The organism is Nonomuraea sp. IBHARD001, from assembly GCF_056106265.1.
Window position 1 is genome coordinate 5,432,716 of sequence record NZ_JBWBBW010000002.1, and the last position, 20,616, is coordinate 5,453,331.

A 20,616-nucleotide genomic window follows, 5' to 3' on the forward strand; every position below is an offset into this window, starting at 1 on the left:
GCGACACGGAGCGTCATTGGGGTGATGCGGAGTCATTGGATGGCGACAGCCCCGCCCCCTCGCTCACCCCAGGCGACCCCAGCCACCCTAAAGGCCCACAAAAGCCCGCGAAAGCCCACAAAAGACCCCTAAAGCAATCCCAGCCCCATCGCAGGCCTCCCTCAGATCACGTCCGCCCACCCCTCGTCGCGATCACCCAACCCGCTGAACTCGTACCCAACCGCCCCATCGCCCAACGTCACCAGCGAGGCCGACAGCGAAGCGAACACCCGCCCATCCGGCAGCTCATGCCGAATGATCAACGCCTCAGGCGCACTCGACGCCTCGCCGGCCGTCAGCCCCCGCCAGTCCTCCGCCCCCTCCGCCTCTTCCACCCGAGGCGCGAACTCCCGCACCCGAGGACTGTCAAGATCATCAAGCCCGGTGTTGACGACAATGTGCGTCCCCTCCCCCAGCTCCACCGAGGCAAGCCGCACGCCGTCCCAACTCCACATCCGCCCACGGCTCCGCCCTTGTACCTCATCCACGATCACCAGATGAAACGGGTCGTACCGCTCCAGCTCGAGCTCAGGCAGCCCCCCAGCCGCAACAGCCCGCAACGGCAACTCACCCCGCGAGATCCGCCCCTCCTCAGGCGCAAGCCGCCCCACCCCGTTCAACAGGGCCGCGACCCGCCGCCTCGCAGGATCGACCGCCAGCCAAGTCCCCCCAGCCTGCAAGTCCCGCCCACCAAGCACTCCGGGATAGTCCGCCCAATGCCCCCCGGGGCCCTCCCAAGGCCGCCCTACGAACTCATCCCGCACGCCCAGCAGCGCGCCTTCCTCCCCAACTCGCACAACAACCGTACACATACGGCAAACATAGCCTCACCCGACCAACCGCCCCCCAATCGCCGTACGTAACGCAGTCCTTCAAGGGTCGGCCTCGCACCGACCGCTAAATGGGTGGCCAGGGAATCGCAGGCCAGTCCTCGGACGGGTACGGATGGGTGCCGGTGTCGAGGAGGCGGCGGACTCGGGTCCAGGTGGCTTCCACCTCGGCGAGGGTCAGGAGTTCGCGCAGGCGGCGGCCGAGGGCGCCGGACTCAAGGTCACGTTCCAATCGGGCCAGGACGCCTACGGCTTCGCGCGACAGGGTCTTGCCGCGCCACTGCCACAGGACCGTGCGGAGTTTGTCCTCGGCGGAGAAGCAGACGCCGTGGTCCACTCCGTAGACATGGCCGTCGGGGAGCGGGAGCAGGTGGCCGCCCTTGCGGTCGGCATTGTTGACGACGGCGTCGAACACCGACATACGACGCAGCGCCGGGTGGCGGCTGCGGACCAGGCCCATGAGGTCGACCTCATGGTCGGTGTCGATCCATAACTGACACATGCCGGGACCGAACGGGCCGTCGCGATAGACGGTCGGAGGGACGATACGCCACCCCGTGGCCGCCGAGACCTCGAAGGCCGCCACCTCCCGGGCGGCGAGGGTACCGTCGGGGAAATCCCACAACGGCCGTTCCCCGCGTACGGGCTTGTAGACACAGGCAGCGGTCAGGGTGCCGAGCCTGACCGAGCAGTAGAGCGTCATGTTGCTCGCCTCGACCAGACGGCCGGCGACCTCCAGACGCCCTTCCTTGAGCAAACGCAGCGCACTAGCGTCGTCCAGCGAACCCGGTGGCGCAACCGGCTCGCTCTCAGGCGCACTCATCGCGCGTCATCACCCCCGCGGTAGCCGTTCAATCGAACACACACATGCCCCTCGGCGTCGAGGGGTTGAGCACACAGCGGGCACGGTGGTCTGCCCGCCGACACGATGCGCAGCGCCCTGGCGGTGAACGCCCTGGCCACCCCGGCCGCGATCCGCACCCGCAGCACGGCGGGCTCGGAGGCGTCCAGGTCGCCCTCGTCCGTTACCTCTTGGGCCTCGATGACGACCCTTGCCGTCTCCGGATCCCAGGCGAGCGCCATCGTGCCCACCCGGAAGTCCTCGTCGAGCGGTGTTTCGAGCGGACCGTCGTCGGCCAGATCGACCGGTGCCACCGCGGGCACCGCGGCGGTGCCGCCACTGCGGCGGAGCACCTCGTCGAGAAGCTCTTCGAGTCTGCCCGCGAGCGCGGCGACCTGGAACTTCTCCAGCCCTACTGTCGTCAGTCTGCCGGCACCCCGGGCCTGCAGATAGAACGCTCGCGCCCCCGGCTGCCCCATGGCACCGGCCACGAACCTGTCTGGTGGGTCGTAGTCGAAGACCGGCATAGCCCGACCTTACGTGGTCCCGGGTCCGCCGCCCACGGCGGCATCGCTCCCGGTGGAGTTTTCTCCCCCGTCTTTGTCCTCCGAATCCTCCGGAAGCCGCAATTCCCCCACATCGTTGAGTTTGATGACAAAGGGGCGCAAGAGGGTATAGCGAATCACGGTGACGGAGGCGGGATCTGCGGTGATTCGCTGGAATTGATCCAAATGAAGGCCCAAGGCGTCGGCAACAATGGCCTTGATCACGTCTCCGTGGCTGCAGACCAGGTAGACGCCTTTATCTCCCAGTGTGGCATTCCACTCCCGCACGGCCGCGACCGCGCGATGCTGAACGTCGGCCAGCGCCTCCCCACCCGGGAAGACCGCCGCGCTGGGATGCGTCTGCACCACCCGCCAGAGGTCCTCCTTGGCGAGATCCTTCAGCGGCCGACCGGTCCAGTCGCCGTAGCGGCACTCGCCGAACCGGTCGTCGATCCGCACCTGAACGTCGCGCCCGTCGGTCACCGCCTCGGCGGTCTCGCGGCACCTCTCCAGCGGACTGGACACGACGGCGTCGAGCCGCACGTGCCCGAGCCGCTGCGCCAGCGCCTTGGCCTGCGCCCTGCCGGGCTCGCTCAGGTGCACACCGGGAGTCCACCCGGCGAGCACAGGTCCGGTGAGCTCGGTCAGCCCGTGTCGGGCGAGGATGAGCGTGGTCACACAGGCAAGGGTACGGCGGGAAAACGCGAAACGAGCGGCACGGAGCGAGCCTGTGGACAACGAGTAGGACAACGACCTGGCCTGTGGACAGCGGTATGGACGATCGGTATGGGTGACACACCGCACACGGAGGAAAAGTGCACTACGGGTGAACGCCTGAATCGATCACGTGGGAGGAATCGACTCGGCGGGACTCGCCGGAGGCAGGACCACCACAACACGGCCCCGCCTCCGGCGAACCCCACCCACCACGCCCCTGACCCACTACTTCCTGACACACCGTTTCTTGACACACCGCTCCTCAGCCTCAGCGCAGCCCTGACACGCCGCCCTCCTCGACACACCGCTTCCTGACGGACCGCTCCCCAGCCTCAGCGCGCCCCTGAGATGCCGCTCTCCCTAGTACGCCGCTCGCCAGCCCTTGCTCACGCCCTGCGCACCAACCCCCTCCCCCTGACATCCCGCGCCGAACCGCCCGGCGTCGGCATAGTCGCTGGGCGCAGAATTCAGGAGGAGGGAAACAGGACGCAGGGTGCGGGGGCAGGAAGTAGGACGCAGAGCGCGGGAAGTAGGACGCGGGGCGCAGGACGCGGGACGTAGGAAGCAGGGCGAGGACACAGAGCGCGGGACGCAGAGCATAGGAAGCAGAGCCCGGGATGCGGGGGGTAGGAAGCAGGGCGGGGACGCAGAGCATAGGAAGCAGGGCGCGGGAAGCAGGAGGCAGAGCGCAGGAAGCAGGATGTGGGCAGGCGAATGCGTGGCGCCACGCAGCTGACGCCTGCCTGGTGCCATGCGGCTGACGTCGGGAATGCGCGGTTGGCCCTGGACTCGTCCCCCCTCCCACCCCCACCAGCCAAATCCCCCACACCCCCCGCCTCCTCCCCAACCCCTCCCGCGCCCCCCGCCCCCTCCCCCCGACATGCCCACCCTCCTGTGTGCCTCCCCGGCTTTCAACCCCCCGACCGGTACCCTGGCCGGATCATGGAGCAGCGGTATGTCGGGCGGAGCGGGTTGTCGGTGTCCCGCCTTGGACTGGGCACGATGACGTGGGGGCGTGACACCGACGCCGAAGACGCGGGCGCGCAGTTGCGTACGTTCGTGGAGGCGGGCGGGACGCTGATCGACACGGCGGACGTGTACACGGGAGGCGACTCCGAGCGGCTCATCGGGCGGCTGTTGCGTGACACCGTGGCCAGGTCCGAGGTGGTGATCTCCACCAAGGCGGTGCTGACCCCGGCGGGACGCCGTCCCAGGGACGCGTCGCGGCGGCATCTGATCGCGGCCGTCGACGCCTCCCTGTCGCGGCTCGGTCTGGACTGTGTGGATCTGTGGCAGTTGCATACCTACGACGCCGAGGTCCCCTTGGAGGAGACGCTCGCGGCGCTGGACGCCATCGTGGGATCCGGACGCGCACACTATGCAGGGGTATGCGACTACACGGGCTGGCAACTCGCCGCGGCGGCGGTGACCCAGCGGGCGGTGCCCGGACGAATCCCGATCAGCGCGACGCAGGTCGAGTACTCGCTGCTCGCCAGGGATCCGGAACGTGAGGTCCTGCCTGCCGCCGAGCACGTGGGAGCGGGCGTACTGGCGTGGTCCCCGCTGGGACGCGGCGTACTGACCGGGAAGTACCGTACGGGGATCCCGGCCGACTCACGGGCGGCGACGCCGCATTTCGCCGATTTCGTACGCCCATATCTCGACGAGCGCTCGCGACGGGTCGTGGAGTCGGTGACGACCGCGGCCGAGGGGCTCGGCGTTTCACCGCTTTCGGTGGCCCTTTCCTGGGTACGCGACCAGCCGGGCGTTTCCTCCGCGATCGTGGGTGCGCGCACACATACGCAACTGGCCGCCATTCTGCTGTCGGAAGACCTCAAACTGCCCCGGGAGATCCGCGAGGCCCTCGACGACGTCTCCACCCTCGACTGACCACCCACCCGGACCACGACTCACCGCGCCAACTACAAACCCGGATAACTCACCGCACCCCAGACCAGCCACCCCAAAACCCCCACCCTCCAGATCGCCCTCCCAGATCGCCCCCAGATCGACCAATTGCACCTCCGCCCCTATCTCCCTAAAACCCTCCCGCGTTACCGTGTAATGATCACAACAAGGTATCGGTGAACGAGAGCGGGACTCGCGTATCACTAGTCGATACCGAATCGCAACTTTCCCCGGAAAACGCGGACGTCTCAACAATGCTGGGGCCCTGATAGAGCGACTCGGGAGGGGCACGGATGGGGAAAGGCCGCCGAAGGTCTGCGATCTCGGCAGGTGTGCTGGCAATGGCGTTGGCTGCGGTCCCCCTCACCGCCGGGCCGGCGCTGGCCAGGGTTCACGAATGTCAGGGGGGCGGTCTGCTGGCTCCGTTGACCGATCCGCTGTGCAGGGTCGTGGGCGGTGTGACGGACGTGGTCGACGAGCTCACCGGCAACACGCTTTCGCCGGTGACCAACACCCTCGACACCGCGACGGGTACCGTCCTGGACACCGTCGGCGAGGTCGGCAAGGGCAAGGACGGGAAGCCGGGCAAGGGCAAGGGCGCGACGCCCTCGCCGACGCCGGGACAGGGCCAGGAGGGCGTGCTGCCGCTGCCTCCGTTCGAGGAGGTGTGCTTACCCCTGGTGGAGTGCCCGACCGAGGTGGACGAGGCCCAGGGCCCGCACGCGACGACGTCGGAGCGCCCCAGGCCTTCGGCCGACCCGTCGCAGCCTCCGGGCAAGCGCAAGCGAGGCCGGGTCGGGCAGGACGAGGACGGCGCAGCGGTGAGCCACGACAGGACACCGACTCCCCCGCCGACCGAGCCGCACTCACTCGACAGCACCACCACCGAGCTCATCGCCGACGAGCCCGTCGCCGAACTCGACGACGCCAGGGTGGACCTGCTGCTCCCGCTCCCCCTGGCCGACCAGCTCACCGGCCAGGTCAGAGGCCAGCGCCTGGTACGGCCGGGCGACGGCTCGGACCCGCTGGGCACGGCCCTGACGGCCGGACTGCTGGTCGCGGCGATCCTGGCGGCCAGGATCGTGCAGGCCAGACGGGGCGCCGAGGAAGGGGAGTCGATCCCGTTCGAGCCGATCCGCGTGAGCGGCGGCCGTCACCGCCTGGCCTGACACAGCACATTAAGCACAACACACAAGCACGAAAGGGGCAAAGCGCTACGGAGGCGCAGCGCCACTCAGAGCTTCCACAAGAACAAGCCAGCCCCCAGCACGACCTGCGCGAACGCGGCGCCGTGGCCGACGCCAACCCCATTCCGTCGGGCGCTCCCAGAGCTCCCAACGGAATGAGTCGCCCCCTCCAGTGACACCTCACACGGCCACGGCGCCCACCAAGCACCCAAGACGCAGAGCCGACCCCAGCCCCCGCTCAAGCCCCGATCGCGTGCACCCCACCATCGACATGCACGATCTCACCCGTGGTAGCCGGGAACCAGTCCGACAGCAGCGCCACCACAGCCTTGGCCGCGGGCACCGTGTCGGCGAGGTCCCAGCCCAGCGGCGCCTTCGCCGGCCAGCTGTCCTCGAACTCCTTGAAGCCGGGGATGGACTTGGCCGCCATCGTGCGCAGCGGCCCGGCGGCGACCAGGTTGGCGCGGATGCCGTGGGCGCCGAGGTCGCGCGCCAGGTAGCGGTTGCACGACTCCAGCCCGGCCTTGGCCACGCCCATCCAGTCGTAGACGGGCCACGCCTTGGTGGCGTCGAAGTCGAGTCCGACGACCGCGCCGCCCGCCTTCATCAGCGGCAGGCAGGCCACGGCCAGCGACTTGTAGGAGTAGGTGGAGATGTGCACCGCGGTGGCGACGTCCTCCCACGTGGTGTTGAGGAAGTTGCCGCCGAGCGCGGTCTGCGGCGCGAAGCCGATGGAGTGCACGACGCCGTCGAGGCCGTCGACGTGCTCGCCGATCCTGGTGGCCAGCGATTCGAGGTGCTCGGTGTTCTGCACGTCGAGTTCGAGCACGGGCGGCAGCTCGGGCAGCCGCTTGGCGATGCGCTCGACGAGCGACATCCGGCCGAAGCCGGTGAGCACGACGGTCGCGCCCTCCTCCTGGGCCAGCTTGGCCACGGAGAAGGCGATGGAGGCGTCGGTGAGCACCCCGGTGACCAGGATGCGCTTGCCTTCGAGGATTCCCATGTGTCAGTGCCCCATTCCCAGGCCGCCGTCGACCGGGATGACGGCCCCGGTGATGTAGGAGGCGTCTTCGCTCGCCAGGAAGCGCACGACGCGTGCGACCTCGGCGGGCGAGGCCTGCCGTCCCAGCGGGATGTTCTTGACGATCGCCTCGGTGTCGAGGTCGGCGGTCATGTCGGTGTCGACGAAGCCGGGCGAGACGATGTTGACCGTGATACCGCGCGAGCCGTACTCACGGGCCAGGGAGCGGCCGAAGCCGATCAGACCGGCCTTGGAGGCGGCGTAGTTGGACTGGCCCGCCTGGCCGAGCATGGCGATGACCGAGGAGACGAGGATGATCCGGCCGCGCTTGAGCCGCATCATGGGGCGGATCGCCCGCTTGGCGACGCGGTAGGCGCCGGTGAGGTTGGCGTCGATGACGTCGGTGAAGGTCTCCTCCTTCATCATCGCCAGCAGGGTGTCCTTGGTGATGCCCGCGTTGGAGACGACGACCTCGACGGGACCGTGCTCGGCCTCGATCTTGTCGAACGCCGCGTCCACGTCGGACGTGCTCGTCACGTCGCATCGGACGCCGAACAGCCCCTCGGGGGGCTCTCCCGAGCGATAGGTGACGGCGACGGCGTCGCCCGCCGCCGCGAGGTCTCGGGCGATCGCGAGGCCGATGCCGCGATTGCCGCCGGTGACGAGTACAGAGCGTGCCATGGGAAGCGACGCTATCGCCTACCGGCGGGTATGCCCTTGTCCAGGGGATACAAGATCACAGGTCTAGGATCGTCGGTATGCGCCAGATCGACAACGACTTCCTAGCGCTGCCGCTCAGGCAGCTGGCGGATGCCGCGCTACAGCGCGCCCGCGACCTCGGTGCCGAGCACGCCGACTTCCGCCTTGAGCGGGTCCGCGCCGAGAACCTGAGCCTCTACGACGCCAAACTCGAAGGCTCCGTCGACGCCGACGACCTCGGCTATGCCGTACGCGTGATCAGGAACGGGACCTGGGGGTTCGCCTCGGGGCTGGTGCTGACGCCCGAGGCGGCGGCGCTGGTGGCCGAGGAGGCGGTGGCCGTGGCCACGCTCGCCGCAGCGGTCAACCGGGAGCCGATCACCCTGGCGCCCGAGCCGGTGCACGCCGACGTCACCTGGGTCTCCTCCTACGAGGTGGACCCGTTCGAGGTCGCGTTGCGGGAGAAGGTCGCGCTGCTGGCCGACTGGTCGGGCGAGCTGCTCAAGGGGGCCGACCACGTCTCGGCCAGGCTCATGCAGGTCAAGGAGCAGAAGTTCTACGCCGACACGGCGGGCACGGTGACCACCCAGCAGCGGGTGCGCGTGCATCCGGTGCTCAACGCGATGAAGACGGCGGGCGACAGGTTCGACGACATGTCGACGATCGCGCCTCCGGCGGGCCGGGGGTATGAGTACCTCACCGGCACCGGTTTCGACTGGGCCGCCGAGCTCGCCGCGCTGCCCGGCCTGCTCGCGGAGAAGCTGGCCGCGCCCTCGGTCACGGCAGGCGACCACGACCTGGTCGTGCACCCGTCGAACCTGTGGCTGACCATCCACGAGTCGATCGGCCACGCCACCGAGCTGGACCGGGCGCTCGGCTACGAGGCGGCCTACGCCGGCACCAGCTTCGCCACGTTCGACCAGCTGGGCGAGCTGGTCTACGGCTCGCCCGTCATGAACGTGACGGGCGACCGCACGGTCGAGCACGGCCTGGCCACGATCGGCTACGACGACGAGGGCACCGAGACCCGGAGCTTCGACATCGTCAAGGACGGCGTGCTGACCGGCTACCAGCTCGACAGGCGGATGGCCGAGATGAAGGGGTTCGGCCGCTCCAACGGCTGCGCCTTCGCCGACTCCCCCGGCCACATGCCGATCCAGCGCATGGCCAACGTCTCGCTCAAGGCGGCCGAAGGCGGCCCCTCGACCGAGGAGCTCATCTCGCGCGTCGAGCGCGGCCTGTACATCGTCGGCGACAAGAGCTGGTCGATCGACATGCAGCGCTACAACTTCCAGTTCACCGGCCAGCGCGCCTACGCCGTCGAGAACGGCGAGCTGAAGGGCCAGGTACGCGACTTCGCCTACCAGGCGACCACGACCGACTTCTGGGGCTCCATGGAGGCCGTCGGCGGCGAGCAGACCTACGAGCTGGGCGGCGCCTTCAACTGCGGCAAGGGCCAGCCGGGCCAGGTGGCGCCGGTCAGCCACGGCTGTCCTTCGGCTCTGTTCCGCGGCGTGCGCATTCTCAACACCGTGCAGGAGGGTGGCAAGTAGTGAAGCCTCAGGAGCTTGTCGAGCAGGCCCTCGCGCTGTCCACGGCCGACGACTGCGTGGTCGTCGTCGACGAGGGTTCCAGCGCCAACCTGCGTTTCGCGGGCAACACGCTGACCACCAACGGCGTCTCGCGCTCCTCCCGGCTGACGGTGATCTCGATCGCCGGCCAGGGAGTGGGCGTGGTGTCGCGCGCCGCCGTACGCGCCGAGCAGGTGGCCGGGATCGTGGCCGCGGCCGACCGGGCGGCGCGTGAGTCCTCGCCCGCCGAGGACGCGCGCCCGCTGCTCGAAGGCGGCGAACCGGCCGCCGACTGGGACGCGCCCGTCGTCCCGACCTCGATCGCGGTGTTCACGAGCTTCGCCCCGGCGCTCGGCGAGGCGTTCGCCGCCGCCGAGGCGGGAGACAGGAAGCTGTACGGCTTCGCCGAGCACGTGCTGACGACGACGTTCGTCGGCTCCTCGCGCGGCATGCGGCTGCGCCACGACCAGCCGACGGGCCGCCTGGAGCTCAACGCCAAGTCGCCCGACATGAAGCGTTCGGCCTGGACCGGGGTGGCGACCAAGGACTTCACCGACGTGGACGTGGCGGCGCTGGACCAGACGCTGGCCCAGCGCCTGGAGTGGGCCAAGACGCGCATCGACCTGCCCGCCGGCCGCTACGAGACGCTGCTGCCGCCCAGCGCGGTCGCCGACCTGATGATCTACCTGTACTGGTCTGCGGGCGCGCGTGACGCGCTGGACGGGCGCACGGTCTTCTCCAGGCCGGGCGGCGGCACGAAGGTGGGCGAGAGGCTCGCCGCGATCCCGCTGCGCCTGGCGAGCGACCCGGCGGCGGCGGGGATCGAGGCGGCGCCGTTCGTGGTGGCGCACGCGCCCAGCAGGGAGAGCTCCGTCTTCGACAACGGCCTGCCGCTGCCCGCGACCGACTGGATCAGCGAGGGGAGGCTGACGGCGCTGCGGCACACGCGTTACTCGGCCGAACTCGCGGGCGCGCCCGTGACGCCCGCGATCGACAACCTGATCATGGAGGGCCCCGAGGGCGGCAGGTCGCTGCAGGAGATGATCGCCTCGACCGAGCGCGGACTGCTGGTGACGTGCCTGTGGTACATCCGCGAGGTGGACCCGCAGACGCTGCTGCTGACCGGGCTCACCCGTGACGGCGTCTACCTGGTCGAGCACGGCGAGGTCGTCGGCGAGGTGAACAACTTCAGGTTCAACGAAAGCCCGGTCGACCTGCTGGGCCGCCTGAGCGAGGTCGGGGCGAGCGAGCGCACGCTGCCGCGTGAGTGGAACGACTACTTCAACCGCACGGTCATGCCGCCCGTGCGGGTGCCCGACTTCAACATGTCGACGGTCAGCCGGGCGAACTGACCGAGCCGATGGAGAAGGTGTGCACCCGGTCCCAGCGCTGTCCGGTGACCAGGCGCGCCTTGCCTGCCTGCAGGTCGTAGAGCACCGACCAGCGGGTGTGCCCCTGGGCCACCCGCTGGAGCAGGTCGAAGCCGGTGGCCTCGGTGTTGAGTCCCTTGGTCAGCGTGGCGTACCTGTCGTCGCGCATGCGCTGCTCGGTCGTGGTGGCGTTCATGGTGAAGTTGGTCAGCACCCTGTCCTCGATCACCTCGACGCCGTCGTCCGACATCTCCACGACGGCCGACTCGCCCCAGGCGTCGGCGATCAGGTAGTGCACGACCGGCCCGCCGGTGAAGTCGATGTCGTGGTCGCGCATGAGGGCGACGGCCTCCTCGACGCTGGCCGCACGGTCGAGCAGCAGCCTGATGACGCGCACACTGCTGACGGCGGTCCGGTTCGGCCGTCTGGCGGGCAGCCCGGTGTCGGGCACGGAGGCGAGGCCGACCGCGAGGCCCTTCTCGTTGAGCCCGTCGAAGGGTGAGAGCACGGCGTGGGCGAGCCTGCGCCTGACGCCGGGGTCGCTCAGGTCGGCCGGGGCGCGTGAGCCGAGCACGTAGAAGGCGTCGACCATGGAGACCGAGGCGTAGTCGCGTCCTGGCGGGTCGTTGTGCACGATCAGGGCCGGGTTGGGGTCCCAGTCGAAGTTGCGGCCGAACTCGCCGTCGCGCACGAACAGCGAGCAGGCCCAGCCGCCGCCGGGCGCGGCTTCGAGTTCGGCCTGGCTGAGCGGCGTCTCGGCGTTGTAGCCGCCGTGGAAGGTCATCTCGTACAGCGGGTGGTCGTTCACCTGGCGCAGGCTGGCCACCGTCCGCCTGATCTCGTCGGCCGTCTGGTAGAGCACCGGGGCCGTACGCGTGGGCGCCTGCGGGGCCGGTGCGCCGCCCGTGCACCCGATGGCGCAGAGCACGACGGCCAGGAAGGCCGAGGCGACGAAGGTACGGCGTGACATGGAACTCCCCCTGAGTGATCTCCTGTGGCCAGTCTCGCCCGGCCGGGCGCAGAAGTCACCCCGTAAATCCGAGCCGCACCCCGGCCGCCCAGGGGCCCAATAGAACGCGATGACAATTCATGATGAATTATCCAAATGGGACAAACACAGATATGGCCCTCCCCATAGCCCCTCCCCTTCACCGCCGTATCCTCCGAACCCCCTTTCCGGCCACGCTTTTCGGTATGGGCGACGCCTCGCCCGATATGCGGTCGTGATCTTATCCGGGCCAAACCGAATCGGAGACACCCTATTGATTTCGATAACCAATCCATGTTTTGATCCAATCTGCTACCGAGACTTACATGTCCCACCAACGGACAGTACGGCCCGCAATAAGACGGACGCAGGTCGCCAGGCAATTCTCGATTGCTCCCCGAGAATGTCGTGTACCTCGTTCTGCAGTGCACACCACCCCTGAGGCCACACGCGGGCCGCATCCCCTTCCACCAGCACTTCTCGCTCCGCCATGCCCGAACGAACTGCGTCCCGCCCGCACCGAACCAGGTGTATCCGCATGTTTTCGAAGGAGGCCGCTCTGATGGAATGCCGGTCGCACTCCCTCGCAAATGCGATGCCGGTCCCGCATTCTCCCGACCCCGATCCGCCTCCCTTATCGACCGAACGCGAACAGGCCGGAGGAATGCTGCTGGAGGCGTTCGACGCCCAGGTGTTCAAAGACAGTGCGGAAGCCGCCGTGTCCAAGCTGGACAAACATCTGGCCGACCTGTCGATCAGAGGATTACGGCTGACCGACCCTTCGGCGCTGTCCAGGGCGGCCAGGGCCCTGATGACGGCCGAGCACCTGCGGATCGCCGGGCACGACGAGGAGCGCCTGGCCGCGATCATCGACCTCTACCTGTCGACCGGCATCCAGGTGCACTCGCCCGGCTCCATGGGGCGGCAGTTCGCCGGGCCGATCCCGCTGGGCGGCGTGCTCGACTTCGTGAGCTCCATGGTCAGCCAGCCGTCGTCGTTCTACGAGGCGGGCCAGCTGCCCAACGTGGCCGAGAAGATCATGGCCGAGGAGCTGAACCGTTTCATCGGCTGGGACCCCGGTCGCCTCGCCATGGTCACCACGTCTGGCGGCTCGCTGGCCAACCTCACCGCGATCCTGGCTGCGCGCAACGACCGGCTGCCCGGCTTCTGGCTGGAGGGCGGCGCCGCACTGCCCGCAGGCGTCAGAGCTGCCATCGCGGTCGGCGAGGACGTGCACTACAGCGTCAGCAGGGCGGCCGGCGTCCTGGGCATCGGTGAGGCCCAGATCGTCCGGCTCCCGCTGAACGCCGCACGCCAGATCGACGTCGCCCTGGCCGGTCCGGCCCTGGAGGCGGCCGAACGGCGAGGGCTTCGGGTGTTCTGCCTGGTCGCCACCGCGGGCACCACCTCGGTCGGCGCCTTCGATCCGATCGGCGAGCTGGCCGACCTTGCGGCCGAGCGCGACATCTGGCTGCACGTCGACGGCGCGCACGGCGCCAGCCTGCTGGTCTCGGACCGCCATCGCGACCGGCTGCGCGGCATCGAGCGCGCCGACTCGCTGACCTGGGACGCGCACAAGCTGATGTTCGCGCCCGCGCCCTGCACGCTGCTGTTCTACCGCGACCGCGACACCAGCCTCAGGGCGTTCAGGCAGCAGGCCAGCTACGTCTTCGACGAGGAGCCCGACGCCTACACCGCACTCGACAGCGGCGGCCGTACCGTCGAGTGCACCAAACGCCCGATGATCATGCCGCTGTGGGCGACCTGGGCGATGTACGGCAGGGCGCTGTTCAGCGAGAAGATCGACTACCTCTGCGACCTCGCGACGAGCGCGTACACGATCGTGTGCGGCGAGCCCGACTTCGAGGCGGTGCACGCGCCCGAGTCCAACATCCTGTGCTTCCGCCACCGGCCCGACGGGCTGGCCGAGGCCGACGTGCACCGGCTGCAGGTCGCCGTCAGGGACCGGATCAAGCACAGGGGCAACTTCTTCGTCTCCAAGGTGAACATCGACGGCGTCGCCGCACTGCGGGTCGTGCTGATGAACCACCTCATCACCGAAGAGCACTTCCGGCTGCTGCTGGCCGAGATCAGGACCGTCGGACAGGAGCTCCGCGCCGCCGGAGCGGGCATCGAGAGGGGACGGGTATGAGCGCGACACGATCCATGGAGGTCCGCACGGACGCGGAGGCGACGGAGCTGGCCGCACGGCTGATCCCCGACGAGGAGCTCGCGCCCCGCTCGATCGACGAGGTGATCGCCCTGCCCGCGTTCGCCGCGAAGATGAGCGAGGTCGAGCGGGTGGTCGGCGCGCCCTACAGCGAGGTTCCGCACGTCGTGCAGGACGCGCTGGTGCTGCGGCGGCTGCGGCAGATGGTCAACACCGTGCTGCTCAATCCGGCCTGGCGTTCCAGGCTGGAACGTTCCGGGATCACCGATGCCCCCGCCTCCTACGAGGACTGGCAGCGCATCCCGCTGTCGGACAAGAACCTGCAGCGCGACCTGTACATGGGCGCGCGGCCCGGCCTGGTCGTGCCGCTGGAGCGCGGCGGCTTCGAGGTGGTGGCCAGCGGCGGCACCAGCGACGGCAACCCGCTGGAGATCGTGTACTCCCTGCGCGAGCTGCATGACACCTACCGGGTGGCCGGGCGCTTCCTCGGCGACTACCAGCTACGCGCCCATCTGGCGGGCGAGGAGCCCAAGTGGCTGCTCACGACGCTGGCCGACTACCAGATGTGGAGCAGCGGCACCATGGTCGGCGGCGTCCTGCAGAACGTGCCCGGCGTCAACTACATCGGCGCCGGACCCGTCACCGGCGGCGTGCTCGAGCACATGTTCTCCTACCCGGGTCCCAAGGCGCTCATGGGCATCACCGCGGGCATCGCGATCCTGAGCGAGCTCGGCTCGGGCCTGAAGCAGGAGGCCAGGGAGAGCTTCCGCCTCGCCCTGTACGGCAGCGGCGTGCTCTCGCAGCGCAAGCGGGCCGAGCTGAAGGAGGTCTATCCGAACCTGGCGATCCTCAGCTACTTCGCCGCCACCCAGGCCGAGACCATCGGCCTGCAGCTCAGCGAGCGCTCGCCGTACCTGGCGGCGGTGCCGGGGCTGCATCTGGTCGAGATCGTCGACGAGCACGGGCGCTGGGTGAAGGAGGGCCAGGAGGGCGAGCTGGTGGTGACCAGGCTGCACGCGCACGAGGCGCCGTTGCTGCGGCTCAAGCTGGGCGACCGGATGATCAAGCGGCCACCGCTGGACGGGCCGGGCCCGAAGGCGGCCCAGTTCGAGTTCGCGGGACGCACGGGTGACGTCCTGCACATCGCCGACAGCCAGTACTCGGCCACCCGCACCTACGCCGCGCTGCGCGAGGACCTGAGGACGGCCACCTCGGTCGACCTCGACGACGTGGCGCACGAGATCCAGTTCATCAACCACAGGGAGGCCAAGACCATCACGCTGCTCGTCGCCGTCGACGACGTCGCCGGTCTGACGTACACGGCCGAGAGGCTCTTCGGCCCCTACGGCACGCATCAGCTCTTCCTCACCGCACTCCCCCGTGCGCTCTCGCTGTTCAACCAGGGGGAGGCCAATCCCGCCTCCATCGAGAAGAGCGGCTACCGCTTCCAGGTCAGGTTCGTCTACCGGACCTCCGCCGAGATCGAGCGCACGAACGTCGGCAAGGTGCCGCTCGTCAGGGACCGAGGCTAGCCGCCGCATCCAGGAAGCCGCATCCAGGAAAGGAGCACGGACGTGGTGGTCAAACCACAGGTCAACATCGTGGCTCTGGTCGACGTCATCGGGGCGCTCTCGGCCAGGTCGCTGGCGCAGGGCAACCTCTGCCTCATCGACGACAGTCCCTTCCAGAGCACCGCGCAGGGCACGACGGAGCTGTGCACCGTCGTGCAGCCCGGCCAGGTCGTGCAGTGGACGGCGCTGGCGGTCGACCTGCAGACGCCGGTCGACATCAGGTCCATCACCTTCCTCGGCCCCGGCGGAGAGGTACCGGCCGCCGCCGGCGAGCAGGAGGCCGACAGCGACAAGCTCGACCTGCGGGTCTGGTCCGGCGTGGTGCCGCACCACCTGACGCCGGGCACGCCGTACCGCTACCGCCTCGAACTGCAGATGTACGAAGGCCCGCACAGCCTGCTGCACGTCGACTCCCCCGCCCTGCTGGCCCTCTAGACGGCCCGCGCAGGGCGCAATCGAGGAAGGAGGACCCATGCCCCAGCAACTCGCGATCATCGTCCTGGTGGACATCGGCAACGCGCTGGACAGCGGGACCCTGGACGGCAACACCTATCTGTTCGACAACATGAAGCTGCACGGCTCCGAAGGCCAGGGCACGGGCGAGCTGGTCACGGCGATCAACGGCGCCTACTGGCTGGACGGCTCCCAGGCCACTGAGCAGGTGCTGAACTGGCTGCCCTACAGCCTGGGCTCGATGCCGCCGACGCTGCCGCGCGGCTACCTGGCCGATCGGGCGCGCCAGACCGACCAGCAGGCCCTCTCGGCGCTGCAGGAGCTCGCCAAGCACCCTCAGGAGGCGGGCTCGGAGGCCGAGCTCGGCCGTATCCAGAACGCGGTCGGCACCAAGGTCAGAAGTCCCAAGCGGACCAAGGGACCGGCGACTCAGAAACTGCTCGACGTCACCGGCAAGGTCGTCACCGCCGGGACGACCGCCTCGCTCAGCTACCCGCCCCCGGTGATCACCGACATCTACGGCGAGGCCGTGGAGGAGAAGATCATGTATCCGGCCGCGTACGGCTCGCCCGACCTGGTGACCGACGGCTGGTACTGGTCGGCGACCGTGGACACCTCACGGCCAGGCACCTACGCCTACACGATGGCCGTGCAGTTGCACCGGCTGAAGGTCCAGGGCGAGGAGTGGACCTGGGAGCCGGTCGACCTGACGTGCGCCTCACGGCTGCGCATCACCGCCGAGCCGAAGCGCAACGCCTTCACCGGCGCCGGTGTGGGGCCGCTGCCCGTCCCGCCGCCGTTCTGACACCTGAAGGAGGATCCAGTGCCCCCGAGAGCCAGAAAAGCCGAGACCCCCGAACGCCCGCCGATCTCGATCACCGCGGTCGTGGACTGCGTCGGCGCCCTCGCCTCCGACAGTGTGAGCGGCCATCTCTACTTCTACGACACCAACAAGGCGGCCGGCTCGACCGGCTTCGGCACCGAGGAACTGCGGACGAAGGTACGCAGCGGCGACCGGCTGCTGTGGAGTGTGCTCGCGCTGGAGTGCGAGGCCTATGTGGGCATCGCCGGCATCGAGATCGACGGCGAGGTCGCCGAGCCCGAGCGCAAGGTCTATCCGGGCACCGACGTCGCCTACTGGACGGCGGTCGTGAAGAAGGACGTCACCGAGCCGGTGCCGTACCGGATCTCCTTCCTGCTGGGCTCGCGCGCCCAGCCCGTCACGACCACGCTCTCGCCCGTACTCGTCGGTTGAGGAGGACAGCAGGATGGCCACGGCGGAAAAGCAGAACCCAGGGCAGCTGAACTCCGTTCAGCTCAACATCGTCACGCTCGTCGACATGGACAAGGCCGTGGAGAACGGCTCGCTCACCGGCGCCATGTACATGGTCGACAACAGCATCGGCGGCACCGGCCAGGGCACGGCGAGCCTGGAGACGGTGTGCAAGCAGGGCCAGGTCCTCAACTGGATCATCAGGCCGATCGACATGGACAGGCGCCCGGACGGCACCTGGCCACCGATGCCCAAGATCAGCAACATCGTGTTCCTCGACACCGAGGCCGGTGACGAGGAGGACGTGGCGGAGAAGAAGATCTGCACCGAACTCAAGATCTACGGAGCGCCCGACCGGATGCGGCACGCGTTCACACCAGTCTACTACTACTGGGCGGGCACGGTCCTGAGCACGGCCAGGCCCGGTCTGTATCGCTATCGGCTCGTGGTGGAGCTCGAACAGGAGCACAAGAAGGAACGGCTCTATCTCAACACCGAGCGGCATCCGTCGATCAGGGTGCTCGCCGTGTGAGCGGCTGACCACGAGGACGTGAAGCGGGGCGGCGCCTTCCGGGGGGTGCCGCCCCTTTTCATGGGCATTTTTCGTGGCAATTGCCTGAGGTCGCCGGGCGTCTCGACGGGCCGCCGACTATCTCCGTCACCTGGAACGCTCCAGCAGGCGACCTGGGACCCTTACCGGAAGGCCATGATCGCATGACCCGGGAGCCCGGCGGGGGCCGCGATCGCACCCTCCCCGTCCGAGGTCTAGGTTGGAAGGCGTGAAGGGTCGCCGCAAAGATCATGTCGTGTACCAGCTGACCGACGCCCAGCCGTCGCTGAGCGCCGACATCGGCCGTCGCGAGCGGGTCTACCTCGTTCAGATGGGCATCCGCACGATCTGCCTGATCCTGGCCGTGGTCGTGCCGGTGCCGTGGCCCTACCGGCTGCTGTTCATCGCCGGTGCGATCTTTTTGCCTTACGTGGCCGTAATCGGGGCCAACGAGAGGGGACGGGTTGGCCCGCCTCCGACCTTTAGCAGCCCTGGGGCTAACCAAAACGAGATACCACTCCACCGACGCGAGATCGGGTCGTGACTAAGTCTTGACGCATCCCACGGGTTGTAGGTGTACGCTTTAGCCATGCGCTTCGGTCCCCCGTCGAAGCGCAGGTGCCGGCGTTCCGGGCCCCCGTCGGAACGCCGATGAAGCGACGCCGGGTGGTTTGCCCCCGTAACCACCCGGCGTCGCCCTTTTCATTTTCCGGCGACTTGTCCGGTATTCCAGATCTGATAGGTCTTCTTTCCCGAAACCGTTTACAGTGCGGACATCTCTTCGGGTTTGCTGCGATTGGTCGCATGGTTGTTCTAGATCAGGCGTCCTGCGCGGGCTCGGTCGTCGCCTGCCGCCAGGTGCGGGCCAGGGCCGTCAGCCTGGCCACGGCGTCGTCCGGGGCCGTGCCCGCGCCTTCGGCCAGGCCCAGCAGGTAGGCCGTCAGCGGCGCGGCCGGTCTGGCCACCCCGTGTGCGACCTCCCTGGTGAGCTCCAGCACGGCGTCCCCGTCCACCCTGGCGGGGTCGACACCCAGCTCGTCGCATGCGAGCGCGGTCCATTCGGTCAGCGTGTTCATCGCCCGGCTCCTCCTCTGGCCCTGTGCAGGTCCTCCATGGTGTCGCAGTCGAACCAGGGCTGTCCGCGCAGCCCCACCTCGGCCGGGCGCAGCGGGGCGAGCAGGCCGTGCAGGGAGCGGCCGGTGTAGGCGTCGAGCGCCTCGCGCAGCGCGGCCAGGTCCCAGGCGCTCGTCAGCCACTGCGCCCTGTCCTCGCCGTCGACCAGCACCGCGCCCGGCGCGCCCCGTGCCGCCCGCCTCAGCGCGGCCACGTGGGCGGCCTCCAGCAGCGGGAGGTCGGCGGCCAGGAGCACCACCTGCGGCGCCGAGAGATGCCGCAGGCCCTCGCGCAGCGCGGGCACGGGCCCCGAACCCGGCGGGTCCTCACGGACGAACAGGGCGCCGGGCAGGTCGCGCTCCGGACCGACGACGACCAGCCTGGCGGCGCCGGGCACGGCCGCGGCCACCGAGGCCAGCAGGGATCGCCCGCCGACGATCAGGCCGGGCTTGTCCAGGCCGCCCAGGCGCCTGGCGCCGCCGCCTGCCAGGATCAGCGCGTCAAATACCGACATATCCCGTCGCCTCGCTGAAACTTTTCTCGCTCATCCGAACCGGCACCCGGCTCAGCCGCCGATCGCGGACATGGGACGCGCGGGCTGCAGGAAGGACGGGTCGTCGATCCCGTGGCCGGGCTTCTTGCCGCGCACCGCCGCGATCCAGCGTTCGGCCAGCACGTCGTCGGAGGCGCCATCGCGCATCGCCGCACGCAGGTCGGACTCCTCGGTGGCGAACAGGCAGTTGCGCACCTGCCCGTCGGCGGTGAGCCTGACCCGGTCGCAGGCCCCGCAGAACGGACGCGTCACCGAGCCGATCACCCCGACCCTGGCGGGCCCGCCGTCGACCAGGAACAGCTCGGCGGGCGCACTGCCGCGCTCGGCCGCGTCGGCGTCGGTGAGGTCGAACTCGCGCTTGAGCAGCTCCAGGATCTCATCGGCCGTGATCATGTCGTCGCGGCTCCAGCGGTGCTGCGCGTCCAGCGGCATCTGCTCGATGAAGCGCAGTTCGTAGCCGCGCTCCAGGCAGTGGCGCAGCAGGGCGCCCGCCTCGTGGTCGTTGACGCCGCGCATGAGCACCGCGTTGACCTTGACCGGCCGCAGCCCGGCCTCGTGCGCGGCCGTCAGGCCTTCGAGCACGTCGGTGAGCCGGTCGCGATGGGCCAGCCTGACGAAGGTGGGCCCGTCCAGCGTGTCGAGCGAGACGTTGACCCGGTCCAGCCCGGCCTCGGCCAGCGGTCCGGCGAGCCTGGCCAGGCCGATGCCGTTGGTGGTCAGCGAGACCTGCGGCCTGGGGTCGAGCGCGGTCGTACGGGCGACGATGTCGACCAGTTCGCGGCGCAGCAGCGGCTCGCCCCCGGTGTAGCGCACCTCGGTGACGCCCAGGCGCTCGACGCCGATCGTGACCAGCCTGACGATCTCGTCGGCGGTGAGCAGCTGGGGCTTGGGCAGCCAGTCCAGGCCTTCGGGCGGCATGCAGTACGTGCAGCGCAGGTTGCACTTGTCGGTCAGGGACACCCGTAGATCTGTCGCCACCCGTCCGAACGAGTCTCGCAACATGGGTGTCACCTCCTGTGGGTCGGGGTCTCCGGCCAGACTACGGCGCGCCGTGTCCGTGGCCCAAAACCCGGGCTTCACCCCCGGCAACAGTGGCGGGCGCCAGACGATTCCTTGGGCGAAGGCCCGGGCTACCGGGTGTTTCGCCCCGATTCGCGGAAAAACCATTAGGCGAGGCGCCGAGCCCAGGCCAGACTTGGCCCTCGACCGATCAAGGA

Annotated in this window: 21 protein-coding genes; 11 read left to right on the forward strand and 10 right to left on the reverse strand. The window is 69.1% G+C overall.

Annotation, left to right across the window (positions count from 1 at the left end; genetic code table 11):
• Positions 1 to 161 precede the first annotated feature (161 nt).
• The 4 genes from ACTWNK_RS26805 to ACTWNK_RS26820 all read right to left on the reverse strand — a co-directional run bounded on the left by ACTWNK_RS26805 (position 162) and on the right by ACTWNK_RS26820 (position 2,933).
• A complete protein-coding gene (locus ACTWNK_RS26805; RefSeq protein WP_474307306.1) occupies positions 162 to 851 on the reverse strand; it encodes an NRDE family protein in 690 nt (229 codons plus the stop codon).
• 85 nt (positions 852 to 936) lie between these two features.
• Complete coding sequence (locus ACTWNK_RS26810; RefSeq protein ID WP_474307307.1) at positions 937 to 1,692, reverse strand: SCO1664 family protein; 756 nt, start codon at positions 1,690 to 1,692, stop codon at positions 937 to 939.
• Positions 1,689 to 2,237, reverse strand: coding sequence for a DUF3090 domain-containing protein (locus ACTWNK_RS26815; protein ID WP_474307308.1), 549 nt, complete (start codon positions 2,235 to 2,237; stop codon positions 1,689 to 1,691). Before ACTWNK_RS26815 ends, ACTWNK_RS26810 begins: the two co-directional genes overlap by 4 nt.
• Before the next feature lie 9 nt (positions 2,238 to 2,246).
• Positions 2,247 to 2,933 carry a histidine phosphatase family protein gene (locus ACTWNK_RS26820; RefSeq protein ID WP_474307309.1) on the reverse strand — a complete coding sequence of 229 codons (687 nt, stop codon included), beginning with the start codon at positions 2,931 to 2,933 and terminating at the stop codon, positions 2,247 to 2,249.
• Between the two features lie 981 nt (positions 2,934 to 3,914).
• Here ACTWNK_RS26820 and ACTWNK_RS26825 point away from each other — a divergent pair.
• The gene (locus tag ACTWNK_RS26825) at positions 3,915 to 4,862 is read left to right on the forward strand and encodes an aldo/keto reductase (RefSeq protein ID WP_474307310.1); all 948 of its coding nucleotides are present in this window, start codon (positions 3,915 to 3,917) and stop codon (positions 4,860 to 4,862) included.
• Between the two features lie 443 nt (positions 4,863 to 5,305).
• Positions 5,306 to 6,049 carry a hypothetical protein gene (locus ACTWNK_RS26830; RefSeq protein ID WP_474307311.1) on the forward strand — a complete coding sequence of 248 codons (744 nt, stop codon included), beginning with the start codon at positions 5,306 to 5,308 and terminating at the stop codon, positions 6,047 to 6,049.
• 256 nt (positions 6,050 to 6,305) lie between these two features.
• On the opposite strand, the gene fabI is transcribed toward ACTWNK_RS26830, so the two are convergent.
• Together fabI and fabG are read right to left on the reverse strand one after the other, a co-directional pair.
• A complete protein-coding gene (fabI, locus tag ACTWNK_RS26835; RefSeq protein ID WP_474307312.1) occupies positions 6,306 to 7,070 on the reverse strand; it encodes an enoyl-ACP reductase FabI in 765 nt (254 codons plus the stop codon).
• 3 nt (positions 7,071 to 7,073) lie between these two features.
• On the reverse strand, positions 7,074 to 7,769 hold the full coding sequence (gene fabG, locus ACTWNK_RS26840; RefSeq protein ID WP_474307313.1) for a 3-oxoacyl-ACP reductase FabG: 696 nt from the start codon (positions 7,767 to 7,769) through the stop codon (positions 7,074 to 7,076).
• A 77-nt stretch (positions 7,770 to 7,846) separates the two neighbouring features.
• On the opposite strand from fabG, the gene ACTWNK_RS26845 reads away from it, so the two are divergent.
• Positions 7,847 to 9,340, forward strand: coding sequence for a TldD/PmbA family protein (locus tag ACTWNK_RS26845; protein ID WP_474307314.1), 1,494 nt, complete (start codon positions 7,847 to 7,849; stop codon positions 9,338 to 9,340).
• Positions 9,340 to 10,710: a metallopeptidase TldD-related protein gene (locus ACTWNK_RS26850; protein WP_474307315.1), complete on the forward strand. Its 1,371-nt coding sequence runs from the start codon at positions 9,340 to 9,342 to the stop codon at positions 10,708 to 10,710. Before ACTWNK_RS26845 ends, ACTWNK_RS26850 begins: the two co-directional genes overlap by 1 nt.
• Here ACTWNK_RS26850 and ACTWNK_RS26855 read toward each other — a convergent pair.
• Positions 10,694 to 11,698, reverse strand: a complete 1,005-nt coding sequence (locus ACTWNK_RS26855; protein ID WP_474307316.1) for a carcinine hydrolase/isopenicillin-N N-acyltransferase family protein — start codon at positions 11,696 to 11,698, stop codon at positions 10,694 to 10,696. The two genes, ACTWNK_RS26850 and ACTWNK_RS26855, sit on opposite strands and share 17 nt — an antisense overlap.
• Positions 11,699 to 12,254: 556 nt before the next feature.
• Here ACTWNK_RS26855 and ACTWNK_RS26860 point away from each other — a divergent pair.
• From ACTWNK_RS26860 to ACTWNK_RS26890, 7 genes are all read left to right on the forward strand, one after another.
• Positions 12,255 to 13,868, forward strand: coding sequence for a pyridoxal phosphate-dependent decarboxylase family protein (locus tag ACTWNK_RS26860; protein ID WP_474307317.1), 1,614 nt, complete (start codon positions 12,255 to 12,257; stop codon positions 13,866 to 13,868).
• Positions 13,865 to 15,418: a phenylacetate--CoA ligase family protein gene (locus tag ACTWNK_RS26865; RefSeq protein WP_474307318.1), complete on the forward strand. Its 1,554-nt coding sequence runs from the start codon at positions 13,865 to 13,867 to the stop codon at positions 15,416 to 15,418. Before ACTWNK_RS26860 ends, ACTWNK_RS26865 begins: the two co-directional genes overlap by 4 nt.
• Positions 15,419 to 15,460: 42 nt before the next feature.
• Complete coding sequence (locus ACTWNK_RS26870; RefSeq protein WP_474307319.1) at positions 15,461 to 15,892, forward strand: hypothetical protein; 432 nt, start codon at positions 15,461 to 15,463, stop codon at positions 15,890 to 15,892.
• A 37-nt stretch (positions 15,893 to 15,929) separates the two neighbouring features.
• Complete coding sequence (locus ACTWNK_RS26875) at positions 15,930 to 16,715, forward strand: hypothetical protein (protein WP_474307320.1); 786 nt, start codon at positions 15,930 to 15,932, stop codon at positions 16,713 to 16,715.
• A gap of 18 nt (positions 16,716 to 16,733) precedes the next feature.
• Complete coding sequence (locus tag ACTWNK_RS26880; protein ID WP_474307321.1) at positions 16,734 to 17,165, forward strand: hypothetical protein; 432 nt, start codon at positions 16,734 to 16,736, stop codon at positions 17,163 to 17,165.
• A gap of 13 nt (positions 17,166 to 17,178) precedes the next feature.
• Positions 17,179 to 17,715: a hypothetical protein gene (locus tag ACTWNK_RS26885; protein ID WP_474307322.1), complete on the forward strand. Its 537-nt coding sequence runs from the start codon at positions 17,179 to 17,181 to the stop codon at positions 17,713 to 17,715.
• A gap of 274 nt (positions 17,716 to 17,989) precedes the next feature.
• Positions 17,990 to 18,277, forward strand: a complete 288-nt coding sequence (locus tag ACTWNK_RS26890; protein WP_474307323.1) for a DUF3099 domain-containing protein — start codon at positions 17,990 to 17,992, stop codon at positions 18,275 to 18,277.
• A gap of 274 nt (positions 18,278 to 18,551) precedes the next feature.
• Here ACTWNK_RS26890 and ACTWNK_RS26895 read toward each other — a convergent pair whose 3' ends face one another.
• Genes ACTWNK_RS26895 through moaA form a run of 3 tightly spaced genes read right to left on the reverse strand, consistent with a single transcriptional unit; the run spans position 18,552 to position 20,401 of the window.
• The gene (locus tag ACTWNK_RS26895; protein ID WP_474307324.1) at positions 18,552 to 18,809 is read right to left on the reverse strand and encodes a DUF6457 domain-containing protein; all 258 of its coding nucleotides are present in this window, start codon (positions 18,807 to 18,809) and stop codon (positions 18,552 to 18,554) included.
• Complete coding sequence (gene mobA, locus ACTWNK_RS26900) at positions 18,806 to 19,360, reverse strand: molybdenum cofactor guanylyltransferase (RefSeq protein WP_474307325.1); 555 nt, start codon at positions 19,358 to 19,360, stop codon at positions 18,806 to 18,808. Before mobA ends, ACTWNK_RS26895 begins: the two co-directional genes overlap by 4 nt.
• A 51-nt stretch (positions 19,361 to 19,411) precedes the next feature.
• Positions 19,412 to 20,401: a GTP 3',8-cyclase MoaA gene (gene moaA, locus ACTWNK_RS26905; RefSeq protein ID WP_474307326.1), complete on the reverse strand. Its 990-nt coding sequence runs from the start codon at positions 20,399 to 20,401 to the stop codon at positions 19,412 to 19,414.
• Positions 20,402 to 20,616: the final 215 nt, after the last annotated feature.

Excerpts from the sequence above, each read along its gene's own strand:
- ACTWNK_RS26805 (WP_474307306.1), bottom strand. The coding sequence starts at position 851 with ATGTGTACGGTTGTTGTGCGAGTTGGGGAGGAAGGCGCGCTGCTGGGC.
- ACTWNK_RS26810 (WP_474307307.1), bottom strand. The coding sequence starts at position 1,692 with ATGAGTGCGCCTGAGAGCGAGCCGGTTGCGCCACCGGGTTCGCTGGAC.
- ACTWNK_RS26815 (WP_474307308.1), bottom strand. The coding sequence starts at position 2,237 with ATGCCGGTCTTCGACTACGACCCACCAGACAGGTTCGTGGCCGGTGCC.
- ACTWNK_RS26825 (WP_474307310.1), top strand. The coding sequence starts at position 3,915 with ATGGAGCAGCGGTATGTCGGGCGGAGCGGGTTGTCGGTGTCCCGCCTT.
- fabI (WP_474307312.1), bottom strand. The coding sequence starts at position 7,070 with ATGGGAATCCTCGAAGGCAAGCGCATCCTGGTCACCGGGGTGCTCACC.
- fabG (WP_474307313.1), bottom strand. The coding sequence starts at position 7,769 with ATGGCACGCTCTGTACTCGTCACCGGCGGCAATCGCGGCATCGGCCTC.
- ACTWNK_RS26845 (WP_474307314.1), top strand. The coding sequence starts at position 7,847 with ATGCGCCAGATCGACAACGACTTCCTAGCGCTGCCGCTCAGGCAGCTG.
- ACTWNK_RS26855 (WP_474307316.1), bottom strand. The coding sequence starts at position 11,698 with ATGTCACGCCGTACCTTCGTCGCCTCGGCCTTCCTGGCCGTCGTGCTC.
- ACTWNK_RS26860 (WP_474307317.1), top strand. The coding sequence starts at position 12,255 with ATGTTTTCGAAGGAGGCCGCTCTGATGGAATGCCGGTCGCACTCCCTC.
- ACTWNK_RS26865 (WP_474307318.1), top strand. The coding sequence starts at position 13,865 with ATGAGCGCGACACGATCCATGGAGGTCCGCACGGACGCGGAGGCGACG.
- ACTWNK_RS26875 (WP_474307320.1), top strand. The coding sequence starts at position 15,930 with ATGCCCCAGCAACTCGCGATCATCGTCCTGGTGGACATCGGCAACGCG.
- ACTWNK_RS26885 (WP_474307322.1), top strand. The coding sequence starts at position 17,179 with ATGGCCACGGCGGAAAAGCAGAACCCAGGGCAGCTGAACTCCGTTCAG.
- ACTWNK_RS26895 (WP_474307324.1), bottom strand. The coding sequence starts at position 18,809 with ATGAACACGCTGACCGAATGGACCGCGCTCGCATGCGACGAGCTGGGT.
- mobA (WP_474307325.1), bottom strand. The coding sequence starts at position 19,360 with ATGTCGGTATTTGACGCGCTGATCCTGGCAGGCGGCGGCGCCAGGCGC.
- moaA (WP_474307326.1), bottom strand. The coding sequence starts at position 20,401 with ATGTTGCGAGACTCGTTCGGACGGGTGGCGACAGATCTACGGGTGTCC.